This is a genomic window from Micromonospora sp. I033, assembly GCF_053890995.1.
In genome coordinates this window covers 19,226-40,071 of the sequence record NZ_JBSSLX010000033.1, presented here as the reverse complement: position 1 = coordinate 40,071, position 20,846 = coordinate 19,226, and the positions used below count along the sequence as shown (strand labels likewise).

6 protein-coding genes are annotated in these 20,846 nt (G+C 76.2%); all 6 read left to right on the top strand.

Annotated features, from left to right (window positions below):
• Positions 1 to 117 precede the first annotated feature (117 nt).
• The 6 genes from ACW0Q9_RS08700 to ACW0Q9_RS08675 are packed head-to-tail and all read left to right on the top strand — an operon-like array spanning position 118 to position 20,781.
• Entirely contained in the window at positions 118 to 8,985 is an 8,868-nt protein-coding gene (locus ACW0Q9_RS08700) for an amino acid adenylation domain-containing protein (RefSeq protein WP_456179560.1), read from the top strand.
• The gene (locus ACW0Q9_RS08695; protein ID WP_456179559.1) at positions 8,982 to 12,179 is read left to right on the top strand and encodes an amino acid adenylation domain-containing protein; all 3,198 of its coding nucleotides are present in this window, start codon (positions 8,982 to 8,984) and stop codon (positions 12,177 to 12,179) included. Before ACW0Q9_RS08700 ends, ACW0Q9_RS08695 begins: the two co-directional genes overlap by 4 nt.
• On the top strand, positions 12,172 to 13,236 hold the full coding sequence (locus tag ACW0Q9_RS08690) for a TauD/TfdA family dioxygenase (RefSeq protein ID WP_456179558.1): 1,065 nt from the start codon (positions 12,172 to 12,174) through the stop codon (positions 13,234 to 13,236). The genes ACW0Q9_RS08695 and ACW0Q9_RS08690 overlap by 8 nt, the downstream gene beginning before the upstream one ends.
• Entirely contained in the window at positions 13,233 to 14,249 is a 1,017-nt protein-coding gene (locus tag ACW0Q9_RS08685; protein WP_456179557.1) for a TauD/TfdA family dioxygenase, read from the top strand. Before ACW0Q9_RS08690 ends, ACW0Q9_RS08685 begins: the two co-directional genes overlap by 4 nt.
• Positions 14,246 to 19,612, top strand: coding sequence for an amino acid adenylation domain-containing protein (locus ACW0Q9_RS08680; protein WP_456179556.1), 5,367 nt, complete (start codon positions 14,246 to 14,248; stop codon positions 19,610 to 19,612). The genes ACW0Q9_RS08685 and ACW0Q9_RS08680 overlap by 4 nt, the downstream gene beginning before the upstream one ends.
• Entirely contained in the window at positions 19,609 to 20,781 is a 1,173-nt protein-coding gene (locus ACW0Q9_RS08675) for a trans-sulfuration enzyme family protein (RefSeq protein WP_456179555.1), read from the top strand. Before ACW0Q9_RS08680 ends, ACW0Q9_RS08675 begins: the two co-directional genes overlap by 4 nt.
• Positions 20,782 to 20,846 lie beyond the last annotated feature (65 nt).

Here is a 20,846-nt window from a genome sequence, read left to right as displayed (position 1 = left end):
GTGCCCGCAAGGGGGAGGGGGGCCCCCCCCGCGTGCCCCCCCCCGGGTGGGCCCCCGGACGGCCGGCGGCAGGGCCCCGCCCCGGGGAGGGGCCCGCCGGGGGCGCGGGAACCGCCGGTGGCCGCGCCCGCCGGCGCCGGTCCGGCCGGGTGGGACGGGGCTCGGGTACGCCTCGACCGGCTGGTGGCCGACGTGTGGCGCGACGTGCTCGGCGTGGACCAGGTCGGGGTGCGGGACAACTTCTTCGACCTCGGCGGCCACTCGATGCGCCTGCTGACCGTCCTCGAGCGGCTGCGCGCCCGGCTGGGCGACATCGTCACGGTCACCGACCTGTTCCGGCACCCCACGGTGGAGTCCCTGGCGGCGTTCCTCACCACCGCCACCGCCGGGGCGGCGAGCACTGCGCCCACCCGGCACCCCGCGCCGGCCGCCCTCGCGCTGCCCCGGACCGGCGCGCACGCCGGCACCGGCCAGCCCGCCGGCCTGATCGCCGTCGTCGGCATGGCCTGCCGCTTCCCCGGCGCGCCGACGGTCGACCAGTACTGGGACAACATCCGCGGTGGGGTGGATTCGGTACGGGAGTTCAGCGTCGAGGAGATGCTGGCCGACGGGGCGGACCCGACCCGGATCGACGACCCCGCGTACGTCCGGGCCGGCACCTGGCTGCCCGGGATCGACGAGTTCGACGCCGCCTTCTTCGGCCTCACGCCGCGTGAGGCGGAGACCCTCGACCCGCAGCACCGGCTCCTGCTCGAGTGCGCCTGGCACGCGCTGGAGCACGCCGGCTACGACCCGGCGACCCATGCCGGCCGGATCGGCCTGTTCGCCGGGGCGGGTCGCAACACCTACCTCCTGGATCACCTGATCGGCCGCCCCGAGCTGCTCAGCTCCATCGGCGAGCACCAGCTCTCCATCAGCAACGACAAGGACTTCCTGCTCAGCCGGGTCGCCTACAAGCTCGACCTCACCGGTCCCGCCGTCACCGTCGCCACGGCATGTTCGACCTCGCTGGTGGCCGTGCACCTCGGCCGGCAGAGCCTGCTGGCCGGCGAGTCGGACCTGGTCCTGGCCGGCGGGGTCAACGTGCTGCCCGCACAGCGGCGCGGCTACCTCTACCACGACGGCGGGGTGTACTCCCCCGACGGGCACTGCCGCCCGTTCAGCGCGGACGCGCGCGGCAGCTTCGAATCCAGCGGCGTGGGGATCGTGGCGCTCAAGCGGCTGGAGGACGCCGTCGCGGACCACGACACGATCTACGCCGTCATCCGGGGCTCCGCCGTCAACAACGACGGAGCCCGTCGCACCGGGTACACCGCGCCGGGCGTCGACGGCCAGGTCGACGTGGTCACCAGGGCGCTGGCGGCGGCCGGCGTGGAGCCGCGTTCGGTGAGCTACCTGGAGGCCCACGGGACGGGCACGAGCCTCGGCGACCCCATCGAGGTGACCGCGCTGACGGAGGCGTTCCGGCGCGGCACCGCCGAGCGCGGCTTCTGCGCCCTCGGCTCCGTCAAGGCCAACATCGGGCACACCGACACCGCGGCAGGTGTCGCCGGCCTGATCAAGACGATCATGGCGCTGCACCGCCGTACGCTGCCCCCGACGATCAACGTGAGCCGGCCCAACCCGGCGATCGACTTCGCGGGCAGCCCGTTCTACCTCAACGACACGGCCCGCCCGTGGCCCGCCGACGACGGGCCCCGCCGGGCCGGGGTCAGCTCGTTCGGCATGGGCGGCACGAACGCCCACGTCGTGCTGGAGGAACCGCCGGCCGCGACGACCGCGCCGCCGCCCGCACCGACCGCGGGGCCGCAGCTGCTGGTCGTGTCGGCCCGGACGGTCGAGTCGCTGGAGCGCCGGACGAGCGAACTCGGCGCCTGGCTCGACGCGCATCCCGAGGTGGACCTCGGGGACGTCGCGGCCAACCTGGGCCGGCGCCAGTCGATGCCCCACCGGCGTTTCCTCGTCGCGGCGGACCGCACCGACGCGCTTGTCGCGCTCGATTCGCCGCAGCGGCAGTTCACCGCCGCCCACCCCGGCGGCCGACGACCGCTGGTGTTCGCCTTTCCCGGGCACGGCGCGCAGCACGTGGCGATGGGCGCCGGCCTGTACCGCGCGGAGCCGACCTACCGGGCCGTGGTGGACGAGTGCGCCGAGCTGCTCCGCGACGACCTGGGGCTCGACCTGCGTACCGTGCTCTGCCCGGCGGCCGACGGCCACGCCGAGGCCGAGCGGCTGCTCGCACACCCCCGGCTGGTCCAACCCGCGCTGTTCGTCACCGGGTACGCGCTCGCCCGGTCGCTGCTCGCCCGGGGGGTGACCCCGGACCTCATGGTGGGGCACAGCCTCGGTGAGTACGTCGCCGCGTGCCTCGCCGGCGTCCTCTCCCTGCCGGACGCGTTGCGGCTGGTGAGCGCCCGGGGCGAGCTGGTCGAGCGGACCCCGGCCGGGGCGATGCTCGCGGTGGGCCTGCCCGAGACCGCGGTGGCCGGGTTGCTGGACGACCGGGTGTCGCTGGCGGCCGTCAACGCCCCGGAGCTGTGCGTGCTCTCCGGCGCCCCGGAGGCGATCGGGGCACTGCGCGAGCGGCTGACCGGCGACGGGGTCGACTGCCGGCCCCTGCGGGTCGCGCGCGCCTACCACTCCGCCCTGCTCGACCCGGTGCTCGACGAGTTCGCCGAGCACACCCGCCGGGTCGCCCTCCGGGAACCCGAGCGCCCCTACCTGAGCAACCTGACCGGCGGTCCCGTCACCCCCGGGCAGGTCACCGACCCGGGATACTGGGTGCGGCACATGCGCGAGCCGGTGCGGTTCGCCGAGTCCGCCGCGCTCCTCGCCGAGCAGGACGTGCTGGTCGCGGAGCTGGGCCCCGGCCACGCCCTCGGCGGCCTGGCGCGCCTGGCCGGCCTGCCGCCCGGCCAGGCGGTGGCGGCGATGCGGCACCCGCGCCAGGACGGCGACGACCTCGTCACGCTGCTCGACGCGGTCGGCCGGATGTGGCTGTCCGGCGTACCGGTCGACTGGAGCCGGTTCCACGGTGGCCCGCGCCGCCGGCTGGCCCTGCCCGGCTACCCGTTCGAGCGGCGCCGGTACTGGGTGGACCCCGTCCCGCGGGCAGGCGCGGCGGACTCCGCGCCCGCCACGCCGGCAGCTCTCCCGGCGGCCCCGGACGCGCCCGAGCCCGTCGACGCCGGCAACCGCCCGGCCCTGAGCACGGCCTACGTCGCCCCCAGCACCCCGGCACAGCGATGCGTGGCGGAGATCTGGGCCGAGCTGCTGGGCATCCGGCCGATCGGCGCGCTCGACAACTTCTTCGAGCTGGGTGGGCACTCGCTGCTCGCCACCCAGTTCGTGGTGCGGCTCCGGGCCCGGCTCGGGGTGGCGCTGCCGCTCGAGACGGTCTTCGCGCAGTCGACCGTCGCCGGGATCGCGGCGGCGCTGCCGGCCACCGTCGAGGCACCCACCGCCGTCGAGCCGGTCGCCGCCGTCGAGCCCGCCGCCGCCGAACGGGCCGCCGCCGCGCCGGTCGCGCCGACCATCCCCCGCGCCGCCGCCGACGCCGGCCCGGCGCCGCTCTCCTCCGGGCAGCACCGGCTGTGGTTCCTCGACCAGGCCTACACGCAGGACGCCTACAACCTCAGCACGGCGCTGCTGCTGGACGGCGCCCTCGACGTCGACGCGCTGCGCGGGGCGCTGGCCGAGCTGGTCCGGCGGCACGAGTCGCTGTGTACCGTCTTCCCGCTCGGCCCCGACGGCGACCCCGTCCAGGAGGTCCGGCCGCCGGGCCCGGTAGACCTGCCGGTCCGCACCGCGCCGGCCGGGGCGGACGACGGGGTGGCGGGGCCGCGCAGCATCGTCGGGTCGGCGGTCGCCGACGCGGTGCCGCACTGGGTCCACGCGGCCCTGGCCGCCGACATCCGCCGCCCGTTCGACCTGGCCCGCGGGCCGCTGTTCCGGGCCGTGCTGCTCCGGATCGCCGACGACCGGCACGTGCTGTCGCTGACCATGCACCACAACGTCTCCGACGGCTGGTCCCTCGGCATCGTGGCCGGCGAGGTGGCCACGCTCTACGACGCCGCCCTCGACGGCCGTCCCTCGCCCCTGCCCGAACTGGCCGTGCAGTACGGCGACTACGCGCGCTGGCAGCGCGGCCGGATGGCGGACACCGACAACGACGACGTGCGGTACTGGCGACGGCAGCTCGACGGTGTGGCGAGCGTCCTGGAGGTGCCGAGCGACCGGCCCCGCCCGCCGGTGCAGACCTTCCACGGCGCGGTGCGGGCCCACGTGCTGCCCCCGCGGGTCGCCGACGAGCTGCGCCGGTTCAGCCAGGCCCGGGGCGCCACCCTGGCCATGACGGTGCTGGCCGCGCTGAAGGCCCTGCTCTGGCGCTACACCGGCCAGCGCGACATCTGCGTCGGCACCCCGGTCGCCGGACGGGTTCGCGCCGAGCTCGAACCGATGGTCGGCTTCTTCGTGAACATGCTGCCGTTGCGTACCGTCATCGACGGCGACTGGACCTTCGAGGAGTTGCTCGGGCAGGTGCGGCGCACGGCGCTGGGGGCGTACGACCACCAGGAGGTGCCGTTCGAGCGGCTGGTGGACCTCGTCGACGCGCCCCGCGACCTCAGCCGCAACCCGCTCTTCCAGGTGATGTTCAACATGCTCAACGTCCCCGAACAGGACCTGCGCACGAGCCGGTTGCGGATCGTCCCGTTCGACGTCGAGCCGGGCATCGCCCAGCAGGACCTGGCCCTGTACGCGTACGAGGTGGACGAGGGGCTGCGGTTCCGGTTGGAGTACAACACCGACCTGTTCGACGCGGCGACCGCCGAGCGGATGATGGGACACCTGGAGACGCTGCTCACCGCCGCCGTCGCCGACCCCGGTGTCCGGCTCGCGGACGTGGCCGTCCTCACCCCCGCCGAACTGGCCCGGGTCGCCGAGTGGAACGACACCGCCGTCGAGCCGGGTTGGGCCACACCGGGCCGCCCGACGCCGACCCTCGTCGAGCTGATCGAGCACCAGGTCGCCACGAACCCGGACCGGCCCGCCGTGACGTTCGGGCCGACCACGCTCACGTACGCGGAGCTGAACGCCCGCGCCAACCGGCTCGCCCACCGGCTCCGCCGGGCCGGCGTCGGTCCGGACGTCACGGTCGCCGTCTGCCTGCGCCGGTCGCACGAGCTGCCGGTCACGCTGGTCGGCGTGCTCAAGGCGGGCGGCGCGTACGTCCCGGTGGACCCCGACTACCCGGTCGAGCGGCAGCGGTACGTGCTGGCGCACAGCGGGGCCGCGGTCCTGGTCACCGAGACCGACCTCGCCGACCGGTTCGCCGGGTTCGCCGGCGAGGTGGTGCACGGCGCGGCGATGACCGGCGCGGAGCCGGAGACCGACCCCGAGCCGCTGGCCGGGCCGGACGACCTGGCGTACGTCATCTACACGTCCGGCTCGACGGGCCGCCCCAAGGGCGTCCGGGTGACCCACGGCGCCGTGGTCAACACCCTGGCCGCCATGCGCGAGCGGCCCGGCCTGACCGCCGACGGCACGATGCTGGCGATGGCGAGCTTCGCCTTCGACATGTCGGTGCCGGAGCTGTTCCTGCCGCTCGTGGTCGGTGCCCGGATGCTGATGGTGGGTCGCGACGTCGCCTACGACGCGACCCGGCTGGCCGACCTGCTCGTCGCGGAAGGGGTCACCCTGGCCCAGGGCACCCCGGCGACCTGGCAACTGCTGATCGAGTCCGGCTGGACCGGGATGCCCGGCCTGACGGCCGTGTGCGGCGGCGAGGCGGTGTCCGCGCCGCTGGCCCGGCGGTTGGCCGAGCGGGTGGGCGCGTTGTGGAACCTGTACGGCCCGACCGAGGCCGCCGTCTGGGCCACCATGGACCGGATCGAGCCCGGCTTCACGCACCTCACCGTCGGCCGCCCGATCGGCAACATGCGGGTCCACGTGCTCGATTCGCAGCTCTCCCCCACTCCCGTGGGCGTGCTGGGCGAGCTGTGCCTCGCCGGCGCGGGACTGGCCCGCGACTACCACGGCGATCCGGCCCTCACCGCGCAGCGGTTCGTGCCCGACCCGAACGGTGGCGGCCGGCTGTACCGCAGCGGCGACCTCGGCCGGCGCCTCGCGGACGGCCGCATCGAGTTCGTCGGCCGCAGCGACTCCCAGGTGAAGGTGCGCGGGTTCCGCATCGAACTCGGCGAGATCGAGGCGGTGCTGCGCCGCCACGAGTCGGTCCGCGACGCCGCCGTGGTGGTCCGCGAGGACGACGGCGAGAAGGCGATCGTCGCGTACCTGACGCTGGGCGCCGGGACGGAGCCCGACGCGGACGCCGACCGGGCGGCGGAGGTCACCCCCGACTTCGACGTCGACGCCGCGCCGTGGCGGGCCTTCGCGCGCACCTACCTGCCGGACTACATGGTGCCGTCCGCGTTCGTGGTGCTCGATTGGATGCCGCTCAACGCCAACCGCAAGGTCGACCGGGCGGCCCTGCCGGCACCCCGGCGCGGCGGCGGCGCCGCCGTCGGCGCCACCCCACCGGACACCCCGCTGCGCAAGGCCCTGGCCGAGCGGTGGGCGGCGGTGCTCGGGTACGACAGCGTCGGCATCGACGACGACTTCTTCGACCTCGGCGGCGACTCCTTCAAGGCCATCAAGGCGCTGGCCGGGAACGACCCGGCGATCAGCGTCCTCGACCTGTTCCGCCACCCGACGATCCGGTCCCTGACCGAGCACCTGGACGCGACGGGGGGCTCCGTCGGACGGCTGCTGCACGAGCTGACCCCGGCCCGGCCGGCGACGCCGACGCGACTGACGCTGGTCTGCGTACCGTTCGGCGGCGGCAGCGCGATCACCTTCCAGCCGCTGGCGGACGCCCTCCCGGCGGGCGTGGCGCTGTACGCGCTGGAGCGGCCGGGTCACGACGTGAACCGCCCGGACGAACCCCTGCTCGGCATGGACGAGCTGGTGGACCGCTGCGTCGCCGAGGTCGTCGAGGGGATCACCGGGCCGGTGGCGGTGTACGGGCACTGCGTGGGCGGCGCCGAGGCGGTGGAGCTGAGCCGCCGGCTCGAGGCGGCCGGCGTGGAACTGACCGGCGTGGTCATCGGCGCCCACTTCCCCGCCCCCAGGCTGCCCGGCCGGCTGTTCACCTGGCTGCGGCGCTGGTTCCCGGTGGAGCGCTGGACGTCGAAGCGGCGAACGCTGGAAGGGCTGCGCGCGATGGGCTTCTTCACCGAGGTCTTCGACGAGCGCGAGAAGGACTTCGTGATGCGGGTGGTCCTGGCCGACGCCGCGCAGGGCGAGGACTACTACACCGACGCCTACACGACCGGCCTGTCCCGGAAGCTGTCGGCCCCGATCGTCTGCGTCGTGGGCACCGGCGACCGCGCCACGCAGTTGTACCAGGAGCGGTACCTGGAGTGGGAGTTCTTCGCCGACCGGGTGTCGCTGGAGGTCATCGAGGGCGCCGGCCACTACTTCGCCAAGCACCAGCCCGACGAGGTGGCGCGGATCATCCTGGCGACCTGCGACCCGGCGGCCGCGCCGGCGCAGGCGCCCACCCCGGAGGCGGTGCCCGCGAGGGAACCGGCGGTGCCGGCCGCCCGGCGGCCCGCCGCACGCCGGGCGATGCCCAGCCTGGCGGTGTTCTACCTGATCGCGATCGGTCAGCTCGTCTCGCTCATCGGCAGCGGGCTGACCGGCTTCGGCATGAGCCTCTGGGTCTACCAGCGGACCGGGTCGGTGTCGCTGTTCGCCACGGCGACCGTGCTGGCGCTGCTGCCCGCCGTGGTCCTCTCCCCCGTCGCCGGCGCGCTCGCCGACCGGTGGGACCGAAGACGCATCATGATCCTCGCGGACTGCCTGGCCGCCACCGGCACGGTGAGCCTCGCGCTGCTGCTCTGGCTCGGCCAGCTCCAGCTCTGGCACGTGTTCACCGCGATCACCGTCACGGCGGTGGCCACCGCCTTCCAGCACCCCGCCTACCTGGCGGCCGTCACGCAACTGGTGCCGAAGCGGTACTACGGGCGCGCCAACGGCATCGTCTCCCTCGGCACGGCGACGAGCACCGTGCTGGCGCCGCTGGTCGGCGGCGCGCTGGTGATCGCGGTCGGGCTGCGCGGGATCGTCGTCATCGACCTGCTCACCTTCGCCGTGGCGGTGCTCGTCACCCTGTCGGTCCGCTTCCCGGACACCCTGTTCGTCAAGCGGGAGGAGCCGTTCCGGCGGGCGGTCCTCGGCGGCTGGCGGTTCATCGTCCGCCGGCACGGCCTGGTCGCCCTGGTGGTGCTGGTCGCCTCGCTGAACTACTTCTTCGCCATGGTCGAGGTGCTGGTCACCCCGCTGACCCTGTCGTTCGGCGACCCGGCGGTGCTCGGCCGGGTGCTCGCCGCCAGCGGCGTCGGCATGGTCGTCGGCTCGGTGCTCATGGGCGTCTGGGGCGGCACGGCCCGGCGGACCACCGGCATCCTGGCCAGCGTCGTGCTGCTGGGCGTCTCGCTGCTCACCGTCGGGCTGCACCCGAGCCCGCTGTTCCCGACGCTCGGCCTGTTCGGCATGGGCCTGGCCACGGCGCTGGTGAACACGCACTGGCTGGCCATCGTGCAGGCCAAGGTGGGGCTCGAACTCCAGGGCCGGGTGCTGTCCATGGCGCAGATGCTGTCCTGGCTCATGGTGCCGGCCGGTTTCCTCAGCGCCGGCCCGCTCGCCGAGCACGTCTTCGCCCCGCTGGCCTCCCCCGGCGGGGTGCTGGCCGGCCTCGTCGGCACCGGACCGGGGCGCGGCATGGCCCTCGCGGCGATCGTGGCCGGGCTCTGCGCGCTCGCCCTGGCCGCCGCCGGCATCGCCTACCGCCCGATCCGCGACGTCGAGGACGAGCTGCCCGACAGTGTCCCCGGCGGGATCGTCCTGACCGACAAGGACCGCGTGCAGGAGGCGGCCGACCGCGAGCTGACCCTGCTCAGGAGCGGAGGTTCCCGCCGGTGAGCGCACCGACCCGACCCGCCGGCCCGAGGCGCCGGAGCGCCGGCCGGCCCACGAGCGGCGGTCCGGCCACAGTGGACTGCCTGCACCGGATGGTGGCCGCGCAGGCCGCCCGCATCCCGGAGGCGGAGGCGGTGCGGCACGGCGACCGCGCGCTGTCCTACCGGGAACTGGACGAGGCGGCGAACCGGCTCGCCCGGGTGCTGCTCCGGCACGGGGTGGCCCGGGAGGACCGGGTCGGGGTCTGCCTGCCGCGCACGCCCGAGCTGGTGGTCGCCCTGCTCGCCGTGCTCAAGGCCGGCGCCGCCTACGTGCCGCTGGACCCGGCGTACCCGCCGGCCCGCGTGGCGTTCATGACCGCCGACTCCGGGGTACGGCTGGTGCTGACCCGCGCCGACCTCGCCGATCGGTTCCCCGACACGGCCGTCCCGGTCGACCGGCTCGACCCGGTGGCAGACGCCACCGACCCGGCGGTGCCGGCGACGGCGGACGACCTCGCGTATGTCATCTACACCTCCGGCTCGACCGGGCGGCCCAAGGGCGTGGCCATCGAGCACCGCTCGGCGTCGGTGCTCATGCACTGGGTCCGGCAGACCTTCGACGACGCCGAACTGGGCGGCCTGCTCGCCGCCACCTCCGTCTGCTTCGACCTGTCCGTCTTCGAGATCTTCGGCCCGCTCTGCTGGGGCGGCCGGGTGCTCCTCGTGGACGACGTGCTGGCCCTCGCCGCACCCGGGGCGGACCGGCTGCCCGTCACCCTGGTCAACACCGTGCCCTCCGCCATGGGCGAACTGCTCACCGCGGGGGCCCTGCCGGCGAGCGTACGGACGGTCTGCCTGGCCGGCGAGCCGCTGACCGCCGCGCTGGCCGCCCGGGTGTGGTCCCGCCCGCACGTCCGCCGGCTCTGCAACCTCTACGGACCGTCGGAGGACACCACCTACTCCACCTGGGCCGAGGTGCCGCCGGACAGCGGGGACCCACCGATCGGCCGGCCGCTGCCGCAGACCCGCGCGTACGTCCTCGACCCGGACGGGCGGCCGGTCCCGGCGGGCGAGCCGGGCGAACTCCACCTGGCCGGGGCGGGTCTGGCCCGGGGCTACCTCGACCGGCCGGAGGAGACCCGGGCCCGGTTCCGGCCCGACCCGTTCCGGCCCGGCGAGCGGATGTACCGCACCGGCGACCGGGTGCGCCTGCGGCCGGACGGGCAGCTCGCCTACCTGGGCCGGCTCGACGACCAGGTGAAGCTGCGGGGCTACCGGATCGAACTGGGTGAGGTGGCCGGCCGCCTCGCCGCCCTGCCCGGGGTGCGCGAGGCGACCGCCGCCGTCCGGCCGGGACCGAGCGGGGACCCGCTGCTGGTCGGCTACCTGGTGGGCGAGCGGCGCGACGACGTCCGGGCCCGGCTGGCCGAGGTGCTGCCGGCGCCGCTGGTCCCGGCGACCCTGGTGTGGCTGGACCGGCTGCCCACCCTGCCCAACGGCAAGGTGGACCGCACGGCCCTGCCCGCACCCACCCTCGGCGACGACACCGGGCCCGGGGCCGGGCCGCTCGACGGCACGGCCGGCACGGTGGCCGCCGCCTGGCGCGAGCTGCTCGGGGTGCCGGTCGGCGCCGGCAGCGACTTCCTCGCCCTGGGCGGCGACTCCCTGCTGGCGGTCCGCTGCGCCACCCGGCTGGCCGCCGCCACCGGCCGGCCGGTCCGGCCGGGCGACCTCTTCGCCCACCCGACCGTCGCCGCGCTCGCCGCCCACCTCGACGGGCTGGCCGCCGACCCGGAGCCGGTCGCGGAGCCGGTCGCGGAACCGGCCGGCCCGGCGCCGGCCGGCGCCGCCCCGCTCTCCGCCGCGCAGACCCGGCTCTGGTTCCTGCACCGCCTCGACCCTTCCGACACCTCCTACCTGCTGGCCTTCGCGGTCCGGTTCGGCACGCCGCTGGACCCGGACCGGCTGGCCCGGGCGCTGCGCCGGGTGGTCGACCGGCACCCGGCCCTGCGCACGGTCTTCCCGTCCGGCCCGGACGGGCCCGTGCAGCACGTCCGCCCCGCCGTCGACGCCACGCCGGCCGTCGCGCCGGCCGACCCGGGCACGCCGCTCGACACGCGGCTGCGCCGGCTCGCCGCCGAGGCCACCCGGGCGCCCATGGACCTGGCCGCCGGCCCGCTGCTCCGCGCCCACCTGGTGCCGGACGACACCGGCCGCGCGCTCGCGCTGCTGCTGGTCGTGCACCACATCGTGTGCGACGACTGGTCGTTCGGCGTGCTCGTGCGGGACCTGGCCCGGGCCTACGACCGTGAGGGCGACGGCGCGGTGGCGCCCGATCCCCCGGTGGCCGGCCCGGCGGCGTTCGCCGTGGCCCAGCGGAACTGGCTGGACGGGCCGGCCGGACGGCGGGCGGTGGCCGACGTGCTGGCGGAGCTGCGCGGCGCCCCCGACCTGCTCGACCTGCCCGCCGCCCCACCCCGACGCGGCTGGAGCACCCCGGCCGCCCCGACCGAGCCGGACCACGGCGACGGCCCGCCGCGCGGTGGCGCGCTGCGGACCACCGTGGACGCCGCCACCGCCCGGGCGGCGCGCGAGCTGGCCCGGACCGGGCGGGTCAGCCTGCACATGGTCGGACTGGCCGCGTTCGCCACCCTGCTCGGCGCCGCCACCGGCCGGCGCGACCTGCTCGTCGGCGTCGCCTTCGCCGGCCGGACCAGCCTCGCCGCCGAGCAGAGCGTCGGCTGCCACGTCAACACCCTGCCGCTGCGGCTGCGACCGGCGCCCGAGCGCGGCTTCGCCGACCTGCTCGCCGAGGCCCGCCGGGCAACCCTGTTCGCCGCCGCCCACCAGGACGTCCCCTTCGACCTGCTGGTGGAGCGGCTGCGGCCCGCCCGGCGGCCCCGGCGCAACCCGCTCGTCCAGGTCGCCTTCGGGGTGCAGAACGCCCCGCCGGCCCGGCACCGCGGCGCGGCCGGCGTCGAGTTCACCGGCGTGGAACTCACCCCGGACACCGCCCGGCTCGACCTGACCCTGTGGCTCGACGAGCGGCGGGACGGGCTGGCGGCGCTCTGGACCTACCGCGCCGACCTGTTCGACCACGACGGGGTGCTCGCGTGGCACCGCCGGTTCAGCGCGGTGCTGCGTACCGCCGCCGCCGACCCCCGGCGCAGTCTCGCCGACTGCGCCGACACCGCTGGGAGTGAGAGAGATGACTGAGCAGAACCGGGTCGCGCGGACCATCCCCCGTCGCGGCCGCGAGCGGAACCTGGTCGACGTCCGGCCGGACTGGCCCGGCGGGCCGCTGCCGGCGCTGGTGCGGGCCAACGTGCCCGGGGTGGACCTGGCCGGCTGGCTGGCCGGCCACCGCGACGAGGTCGACGAGCTGGCCCGCCGCGCCGGTGGGGTGCTGTTCCGCGGCTTCGCCGTGGCCGGCGCCGACGACTTCCGCACCGTGATGGCCGGGCTCTCCGACGACGTGCTCTCCTACGGCGAACGCTCCTCACCGCGCAGCCAGGTCACCGAGGGGGTGTACACCTCCACCGAGCACCCCGCCGACCAGCCGATCGTGCTGCACAACGAGCAGTCGTACACCGTGAACTGGCCGCTGCGCATCGTGTTCCACTGCGAGGTCGAGCCGGGCGCCGGCGGGCGTACGCCGCTCGCGGACAGCCGCCGGGTGCTCGCCCGGCTCCGCCCGGAGACGGTCGCCGAGTTCGAGCGGCGCGGGGTGCTCTACCGGCGCAACTACCTGCCCGGCATCAGCCTGTCGTGGCAGACCGCCTTCCAGACCGAGTCACGTGCGGAGGTCGAGGCGTACTGCGCCCGGGCCCTTATCGACGTGGAGTGGGTGGGCGATCGGCAGCTACGCACCCGGCAGGTCCGGCCGGCGGTGCGCCGCCACCCGGTCACCGGGGAGCGGACCTGGTTCAACCACGCGCTGTTCTTCCACGTCACCTCGCTGCCCGCCGAGGTCAGCGCCGGCCTGCGGGCCGCCCTCGACGAGGAGGACCTGCCCTACCAGACCGCGTACGGGGACGGCACCGCCATCCCCGACGAGGTGCTGGCCGAGCTGCGGGCCGCGTACGCCGCCGAGACCCGCTCCTTCGCCTGGCAGCGCGGCGACGTGCTCCTGGTGGAGAACATGCTGGCCGCGCACGCCCGGGAGCCGTTCACCCCGCCCCGCCGGATCCTCACCGCGATGTCCGACCCGGTCGCCGCGCCCGAGCTGCTCGGGGCGGCGGCGAGCACCGTGCCGGCGGGAGGCCGGGCATGAGCGGGCCGGGGCCGCGGCGGCGCGCCACCGGCACGGTCGCCTCGCCGGTGACCCGGCGGGTGCTCGTGGACGACCGGTTCGTGCTGCTCGTCGAGGCCACGGTGCCCGACCTCGACCTGGCCGGCTGGCTCGCCGGCCGCCGCGCGGAGCTGCTGGCGGACCTGGACCGCTACGGCGCGGTGTTCTTCCGCGGCTTCGAGGTGCGCACCCCCGACGACTTCAGCCAGGCCGCCCGGGCGGTCAGCCCGGACCTGCTCGGCTACCTGGAGCGGGCCGCTCCCCGGCACGAGGTCGCCGACCGCGTGTTCACCTCCACCGAGTTCAACGCCGAGCAGTGGATCCCGCTGCACCACGAGATGTCGTACTCGCACAACTGGCCCACCCACCTCTACTTCTGGTGCGCGCAGCCGGCCACCGGCAGCGGCGGGGCCACGCCGCTGGCCAGCGAGCGGGTCATCACCCCGCTGATCCCGGCCGACGTGCGGGAGCGGTTCCTCCGCGACGGCGTCAGCTATGTGCGCAACTACGGCCCGCACCTGGACCTGCCCTGGCAGGAGGCGTTCCAGACCACCGACCGGGCCGAGGTGGAGGCATACTGCGCCGCCTCGGCGACGGAGTTCACCTGGCTGGGCGGGGACGGGCTGCGGACCCGGGCCCGGCGGCAGGCCGTCGCCACGCACCCGCGTACCGGGGAGAGCGTCTGGTTCAACCACGCCCACCTGTTCCACGTCTCCAACATGCCGGCAGAGGTGTCCGGCGCGCTGCTGCGGGAGTACGGCCCGGAGGGACTGCCCCGCAACGCCTACCACGGCGACGGCGAGCCGATCCCCGACGAGGTGGTCACCGGCATCCGCGAGCTGTACCGGCAGCACGCCGTCTCGGTGCCCTGGCAGCGCGGCGACGTGCTGGTGGTGGACAACTTCCTGGCCACCCACGGCCGGGAACCCTTCAGCGGTGACCGGCAGATCCTGGTCGCCATGTCCGACCTCTACGTCAACCGGAGTGTGCTGTGAACGGATACCGTCTGTCGCCGGTCCAGCGCCTGGCCTGGTCCGCGAAGCAGGACCTGGTCCGGGCGCGGGTACGGCTCGACCGGCCGCTGGACCGGGCCCGGTTGCAGGCCGCCGTCGACGCGGTGGTGGCCCGGCACGAGGCGCTGCGGCTGACCCTGGTGCACCACCCCGGGCTGCGGGTGCCGTTGCAGGACGTGGACGACGCCCGCGCCGTGACGGTCGGCGCGCAGGGCGACCTGTCGGTCACGCTGACCGACGACGCGCTGCAGCTGGCCGCCACGCCGCTGATCGCCGACCCGGCCAGCCTGCGGCTGGTCCTGGCCGACCTGGCCCGGGCCTACGCCGGCGAGGAGCTGCCGGAGGACCCGGAGGCGCTGCAGTTCCTCGACGTCGCCGAGTGGCAGGTCGAGGAGCGGGAGCAGGCCCCGAAGGCGCCGCCCACCCCGCCGGCCGCGCGGCTGGTCACCCCGCACGGCGACGACCCGAGCGCGGTGGTCACCGCGACGGTGCCCGCCGCCGTGCTGGCCGACGCCGCCCGGGCCGCCGACGTCGAGCCGGCCACCGTGCTGCTCGCCGCCTGGGCGCTCGCGGTGTCCCGCCGGGCCGAGGCGCCGGACGGGGCCGAGGAGGCGGACCTGGTGCTGGCCCGGTGGAGCGACGGCCGGCAGGCCGACGGCACCGCCGAGGTGGTGGGCCCGCTGGGCGGCTACGGCCCGCTGCGGCTGCCCCTGCCGCTGCCGGCCGCCCCCGCCGACCTGCTGGCCGGGGTCCGCGCCGCCGAGGTCGCCGCCGAGGAGACGTTCCACCTGGTCGACCCGGTGGACGAGCAGACCGGAGCGGTCGCCGGCTTCGCACTGCTGCCCGCCGTCGACCCGGCCACCGTGGCCGGCTTCGGCAGTTCCACGGTGATGGTCGCGGACCCGCCGACCGCCGCCCGGCCGGAGCTCACCGACCCGGCCACCGTGGCCGGCTTCGGCGGTGTCACCGCCACGGTCGCCGACCCGCCGGCCGCCGGGGGTCCGCAGCTCACCGCGCTTGCCGACGGCGACCGGGTCACCCTGCGGGTGGTGGGCGGGCAGTGGCTGCTCGACACGCTGCTGGCGATCCTGCGCACCCTGCCCGACGCGCTCACCGGGGGCGCCCCGCTCGCCGTTCTCGGCGACGGGGAGGCCGGCTGGCTGGCCGACGCGGCCGGGACGGCGTCCGAGGCGCCGGGACGTACCCTCGTCGACCTGCTCGACGCGGGCCTCGCCGGGATGGACCAGGCCGCTCCGGCGGTGGTCGCCGCGGACGGCGCGTACACCGCCGGCGAGCTGCGGGAACGGGCCGCGCGGGTGGCCGGCGCGCTGGCCGCGCGCGGCCTTGCGGGCGCTCCGGTCGGGGTGGTGGCAACCCGGTCCCGGGAGACCGTCGTGGCCTTCCTCGGCGTGCTGCGGGCCGGGGCGGTGTTCGTGCCGCTGGACCCGGACGCCCCGGCGCCGCGCCTCGCCGCCCAGCTCCGCGCGGTCGGCGCGGAGGTCGTGGTCGGCGCCGGCGGCGCGGCGACCGTGACCGTCGACGACCTGGTCGCGGCCGGCGGCCCGCCGCCGGCGGCGCCGGCCCCCGCCGACCCGGCCTACGTCATCTTCACCTCCGGCTCCACCGGCACCCCCCGGCCGGTCCAGGTGTCGCACCGCGCCGCCGCCCACCTGGCCGAGGCCATGGAACAGACCGTGTACGCGGGCAGCCGCCCCGGGCTGCGGGTGGCGGTGAACGCCCCGCTCACCTTCGACGCCTCGGTGAAGCAGCTCGTGCAGCTCGGCCACGGCCGGAGCCTCTACCTGGTGCCCGAGGAGGTCCGGCGGGACGGGGCGGCGCTCGCCACCGCGCTGGCCGACCACGACGTGGACGTGCTCGACCTGACCCCCTCCCAGCTGCGCATCCTGCTCGCCGGGGCGGAGGGCGCCCGGCTGCCCGGCCTGCTGCTGCTCGGCGGCGAGGCCGTCCCGCCGGACCTGTGGGAGACGGTCGCGGCGCTGCCCGGCGTCCGCGCGGTCAACCTGTACGGCCCGACCGAGTGCACCGTGGACACCAGCGTGGCGGAGATCCGCGCCGGGGACGCCCCGAGCATCGGCCGGCCGCTGCCCGGCGTGGCGGTGCGGGTGCTCGACGAGCGGTTGCGGCCGGTGCCGCCGGGTGTGGCCGGGGAACTCTGCGTCAGCGGCCCGCAGCTCGCCGACGGCTACCGGGGCGATCCGGAGGCCACGGCGCGGCGGTTCGTCGAGGTGACCCTGCCGTCGGGGCGCACCGAACGGGTGTACCGCACCGGCGACCGGGTCCGCTTCGACGCCGAGCGGCGGCTGCGCTACCTGGGCCGCCTGGACGACCAGGTGAAGATCCACGGCTTCCGGGTGGAGCCCGGCGAGGTCGCCGCCGTCCTGCGCGGGCACCCCGAGGTCGCCGACGCCGCCGTGGTGGCCCGCGACGACGACGGGTACGGCGACCGGCTCGTCGCCTACGTCCGGCCCGGGAGCGGCCCGGCGGCGACCGTCGACGTCGAGCGGATCGCCGGGGTCAACCCGCACGAGACCCGCTACCTGTACGACGAGATCTTCGTCCAGCAGGTGTACCTGCGCGACGGCATCGTGCTGCGGCCCGGGGCCACCGTGCTCGACGTGGGCGCGAACATCGGCATGTTCTCGCTCTTCGTCCACACCGTCTGTCCCGACGCGACGATCCACGCGTTCGAGCCGGTGCCGTCGGTGGTCGACCTGCTGCGGCGCAACGTCGCCGAGTTCGGCGTGCCGGCCACGGTGCACGGGTTCGGGCTGTCCCGGGCGGCCGGGGAGGTCTCCTTCACCTACTACCCGGGCTACTCGATGATGTCCGGCCACGCCGCCTACGCCGACCCGGACGCCGAGGTGGCGGTGATCAAGCGGTACCTGACCAACGAGCGGGACGCCGGCGCGGACGAGCGGGACGTCCTGCTCGGCCGGGTCGACGAACTGCTCGCCGAGCGCTTCGCCGGCCGGCAGCTCACCGTGCCGGTCCGGCCGCTCTCGGCCGTCCTGGACGAGCTGGCCCCGGAGCGGGTCGACCTGCTGAAGATCGACGTGCAGCGCGCCGAGGCGGACGTGCTGGCCGGGCTGGCGGACCGGCACTGGCCGCTGATCGCGCAGGTCGCCATGGAGGTGCACGACGCGCCCGGCACCGACACGGCGGGCCGGCTGGCCGAGCTGGTCGCGTTCTTCGAGGGGCGTGGCTTCACCGTGGTCACCCGCCAGGACGACCTGCTCGCCGGCACCGACCGGCACACCCTGCACGCCGTGCGCCCCGAGTACGCCGCCGACCCGCGCCCGGCGGTGGCCACGCCGGCCCCGCCGGCCGCCGGCCCGCTGGCGGAGCGACTGTCCGCCTGGCTCGCCGACCGGCTCCCCGCCCACCTGGTCCCGGCCGCGGTGGTGCTCCTCGACGAGCTGCCGCTGACCCGCAACGGCAAGCTCGACCGGGCGGCGCTGCCCGCGCCCCGGCTCGACCGGCGGGGTGGCGGCGCGGCGGTGACCCCGGCCAACCGGGCCGAGGAGATCCTGGTCGAGGCGTGGCGCGAGGTGCTCGGGGTGGCGGACTTCGGCGTGACCGACAGCTTCTTCGCCCTCGGCGGCGACTCCATCCGCAGCATCCAGATGCAGGTGGCGGCGCAGAAGCGGGGGCTGTCCTTCCAGCTCAACGACATCTTCACATACCAGACGATCCGCGAGCTGGTCGAGCACGGGCGGCTCACCGTCGACGGGGTCGAGGCGGTGCCGCCCGCGGCGCGGGAGGCGGGTCGGTTCGCCCTGGTGGCCGCCGCCGACCGGGAGCGGCTGCCCGACGGGCTCGCCGACGCGTATCCGATGACCGCCCTCCAGCAGGGCATGGTCTACCACGGCGAGCTGACCGGCGACCCGGCCATGTACCACAACGTGACCGCGCACCGGGTCACCGCGCCGCTGGACGCGGCGGCGCTGCGCCGCGCGCTGGCCGGTCTGGTGGCCGCCCATCCGGTGCTGCGGACCGGGTTCGCGCTGGGCACCTACGCCGAGCCGTTGCAGCTGGTGCACGCGGAGGTGCCGGTCGAGGTGCCGGTGACCGACCTGACCGGCGCCGACCCGCAGGCCCGCCGGGCGCGGATCGACGACCTCGTCGCCGAGGAACGGGTACGCCCCTTCGACTGGTCCCGCCCGCCGCTGCTGCGCCTGCAGGCCGTGCGGGAGGGCGCCGACGCGTTCACCCTGGTCGTCGCCGAGTACCACGGCATCCTCGACGGCTGGAGCCTGCACCGGTTCCTCACCGACCTGCTCGCCGGGTACGACCGGGAGCGGGCCGGCGAGCCCCGCCCGACCGACCCCGGCCTGCCGTTCCGGGAGTACGTGGCGGCCGAGCGGCGCGCCCTGGCCGACCCGGCCACCCGCCGGTTCTGGCTGGACGGCGCCGGGGCCGTGCCGCCGCTGCTGCTCGGCGGGGCGCAGCCCCGGACCACCACCACCCAGCGGGTGCCGCTGCGGGCGGGCACCACCGAGGTGGTCGCCGAGGCGGCCCGGGCCGCCGGGGTGCCGGTCAAGTCCTGGCTGCTCGCCGCCCACCTGCGGCTGATCGGCGAGCTCAGCGGCCGGGACGACGTGGTCAGCGGGCTGGTGGTGGGCGGCCGGCCGGAGGGCGAGGGCAGCGACGCCACGCTCGGGCTGTTCCTCAACACCCTGCCGGTGAGCGTGGCGCTGGGCACCCGGTCCCCGGCCGAGCTGGCCGCCGAGGTGTGGCGGGCCGAGCGGGAGCTGATGGGCCACCACCGCTTCCCGCTCGCCGAGATCGTCCGCGCCGGCGGCGCCGGCCCCCGCTTCGACCACTTCTTCAACTGGACCCACTTCCCGGCCGGCCCGGCCGGCGGCGGCAGCCGGATCGTGGACAGCCGGGGCATCACGGTCGACGTGGCGTTCAGCCTCGCCGTCGACGCCGAACTGGACGCCGGGACCGGCCGCCTCGCGCTCACCGTCCAGTACGACCACCGGCACGTCCCCGCGGAGCGGATCGACGCCTTCGCCGACGGCTTCCGCCGGCTGCTGGCCGCCGACCCGACCGCGCCGCTGCCGCCCGTCGCCCCCGCCGGACCGGCGGCCGGCGACGCGCGGAGCGAGTGGGCCGCCCGGGTGGCCGGGGCCTGGCAGGAGGTGCTGGGGGCCGCGCCGCGCGACCGGGCCGCCGACTTCCTGGCCGCCGGTGGGGACTCGCTGCGCGCCCTGCGGCTGGTCACCGTGCTCCGGCAGCGCCACGGCAGCGACCTCACGCTGCCCGAGTTCGCGGCGCTGGGCAGCTACGGCGCGCTGGTGGACCGGGTGGCGCGCCCGTGACCGGCTTCGGCACGGCCGCCGTGCACGGCGACGACGGCCTGGTCCCCGGCGGGTCGGTGGCGCCCCCGATCGTGCAGAGCGCGACCTTCAGCGCCGAGTCCGACGAGCGGTTCACCGAGATCGCCACCGAGCCCCGGGGCAGCGCCTTCTACACCCGCTACGGCAACCCCAACCACGCCCAGGTGGAGGCCGTGGTCGCCGAGCTGGAGGGCGCGGAGACGGGCCTGGTCACCGCCTCCGGGATGGGCGCGATCAGCACGATCGCCCTGGCCCTGCTCTCCGCCGGCGACCACGTGGTGGTGCAGCGCAGCACGTACGGCGGCACCACCTCGCTCGCCACCGGCCTGCTGCCGCGCTTCGGGGTCTCCTGCACCCAGGTCGACCAGACCGACAGCGGGGCGTTCGTGCGTGCGCTGCGCCCGCGGACCCGCCTGGTGCTGGTGGAGACGCCGAGCAACCCGCTGCTGGAGCTGACCGACCTGGCGGCCGTGGTCGAGTCGGCCCACGCGGCGGGCGCGCTGGTCGTGGTCGACAACACCTTCGCCACGCCGGTCAACCAGCGGCCCGCCCGCGCCGGGGCGGACCTGGTCTGGCACAGCGGCACCAAGTTCCTCGGCGGCCACTCCGACGTGTCGGCCGGGGTGGTCGTCGGCCCCGCCGGGCTGGTCGAGCGGGTGTGGCAGACGGCGATCGTCACCGGCAGCACGCTCGGCCCGGTGGACGCCTGGCTGCTGCTGCGCGGCATCCGCACGCTGCCGCTGCGGGTGGAGCGGCACAACGCGAACGCGCTCGCGCTGGCCCGGGCTCTGGAGGGGCACCCCGCGGTCGCCCGGGTCCGCTACCCGGGGCTGCCGTCCCACCCCCAGCACAGCCTGGCGCAACGGCAGATGACCGGCTTCGGCGGGGTGCTCGGCGTGGAGCTGACCGCCGGCCGGGCGGGGGCCGCCGCGCTGCTGGCCGGGCTGCGGCTGGCCAAGCGGGCGGCCAGCCTGGGCAGCGTCAGCACGCTGGTGGTGCATCCCCGGTCGATGTGGGCCGGGATCGTGGACGCCGAGCAGCTGGCCGCCGCCGGCATCGGGGACGGGCTGGTCCGGGTCTCCACCGGCATCGAGGACACCGACGACCTGGTGGACGACTTCCTGACGGCGCTGGACGCCGCGCCGGCCTGAGGCGGAGGGCGACGCTCAGGAATGGTCCCGCCCCCAGCGGGAATCGGAGTGCCGCCAGCAGGACC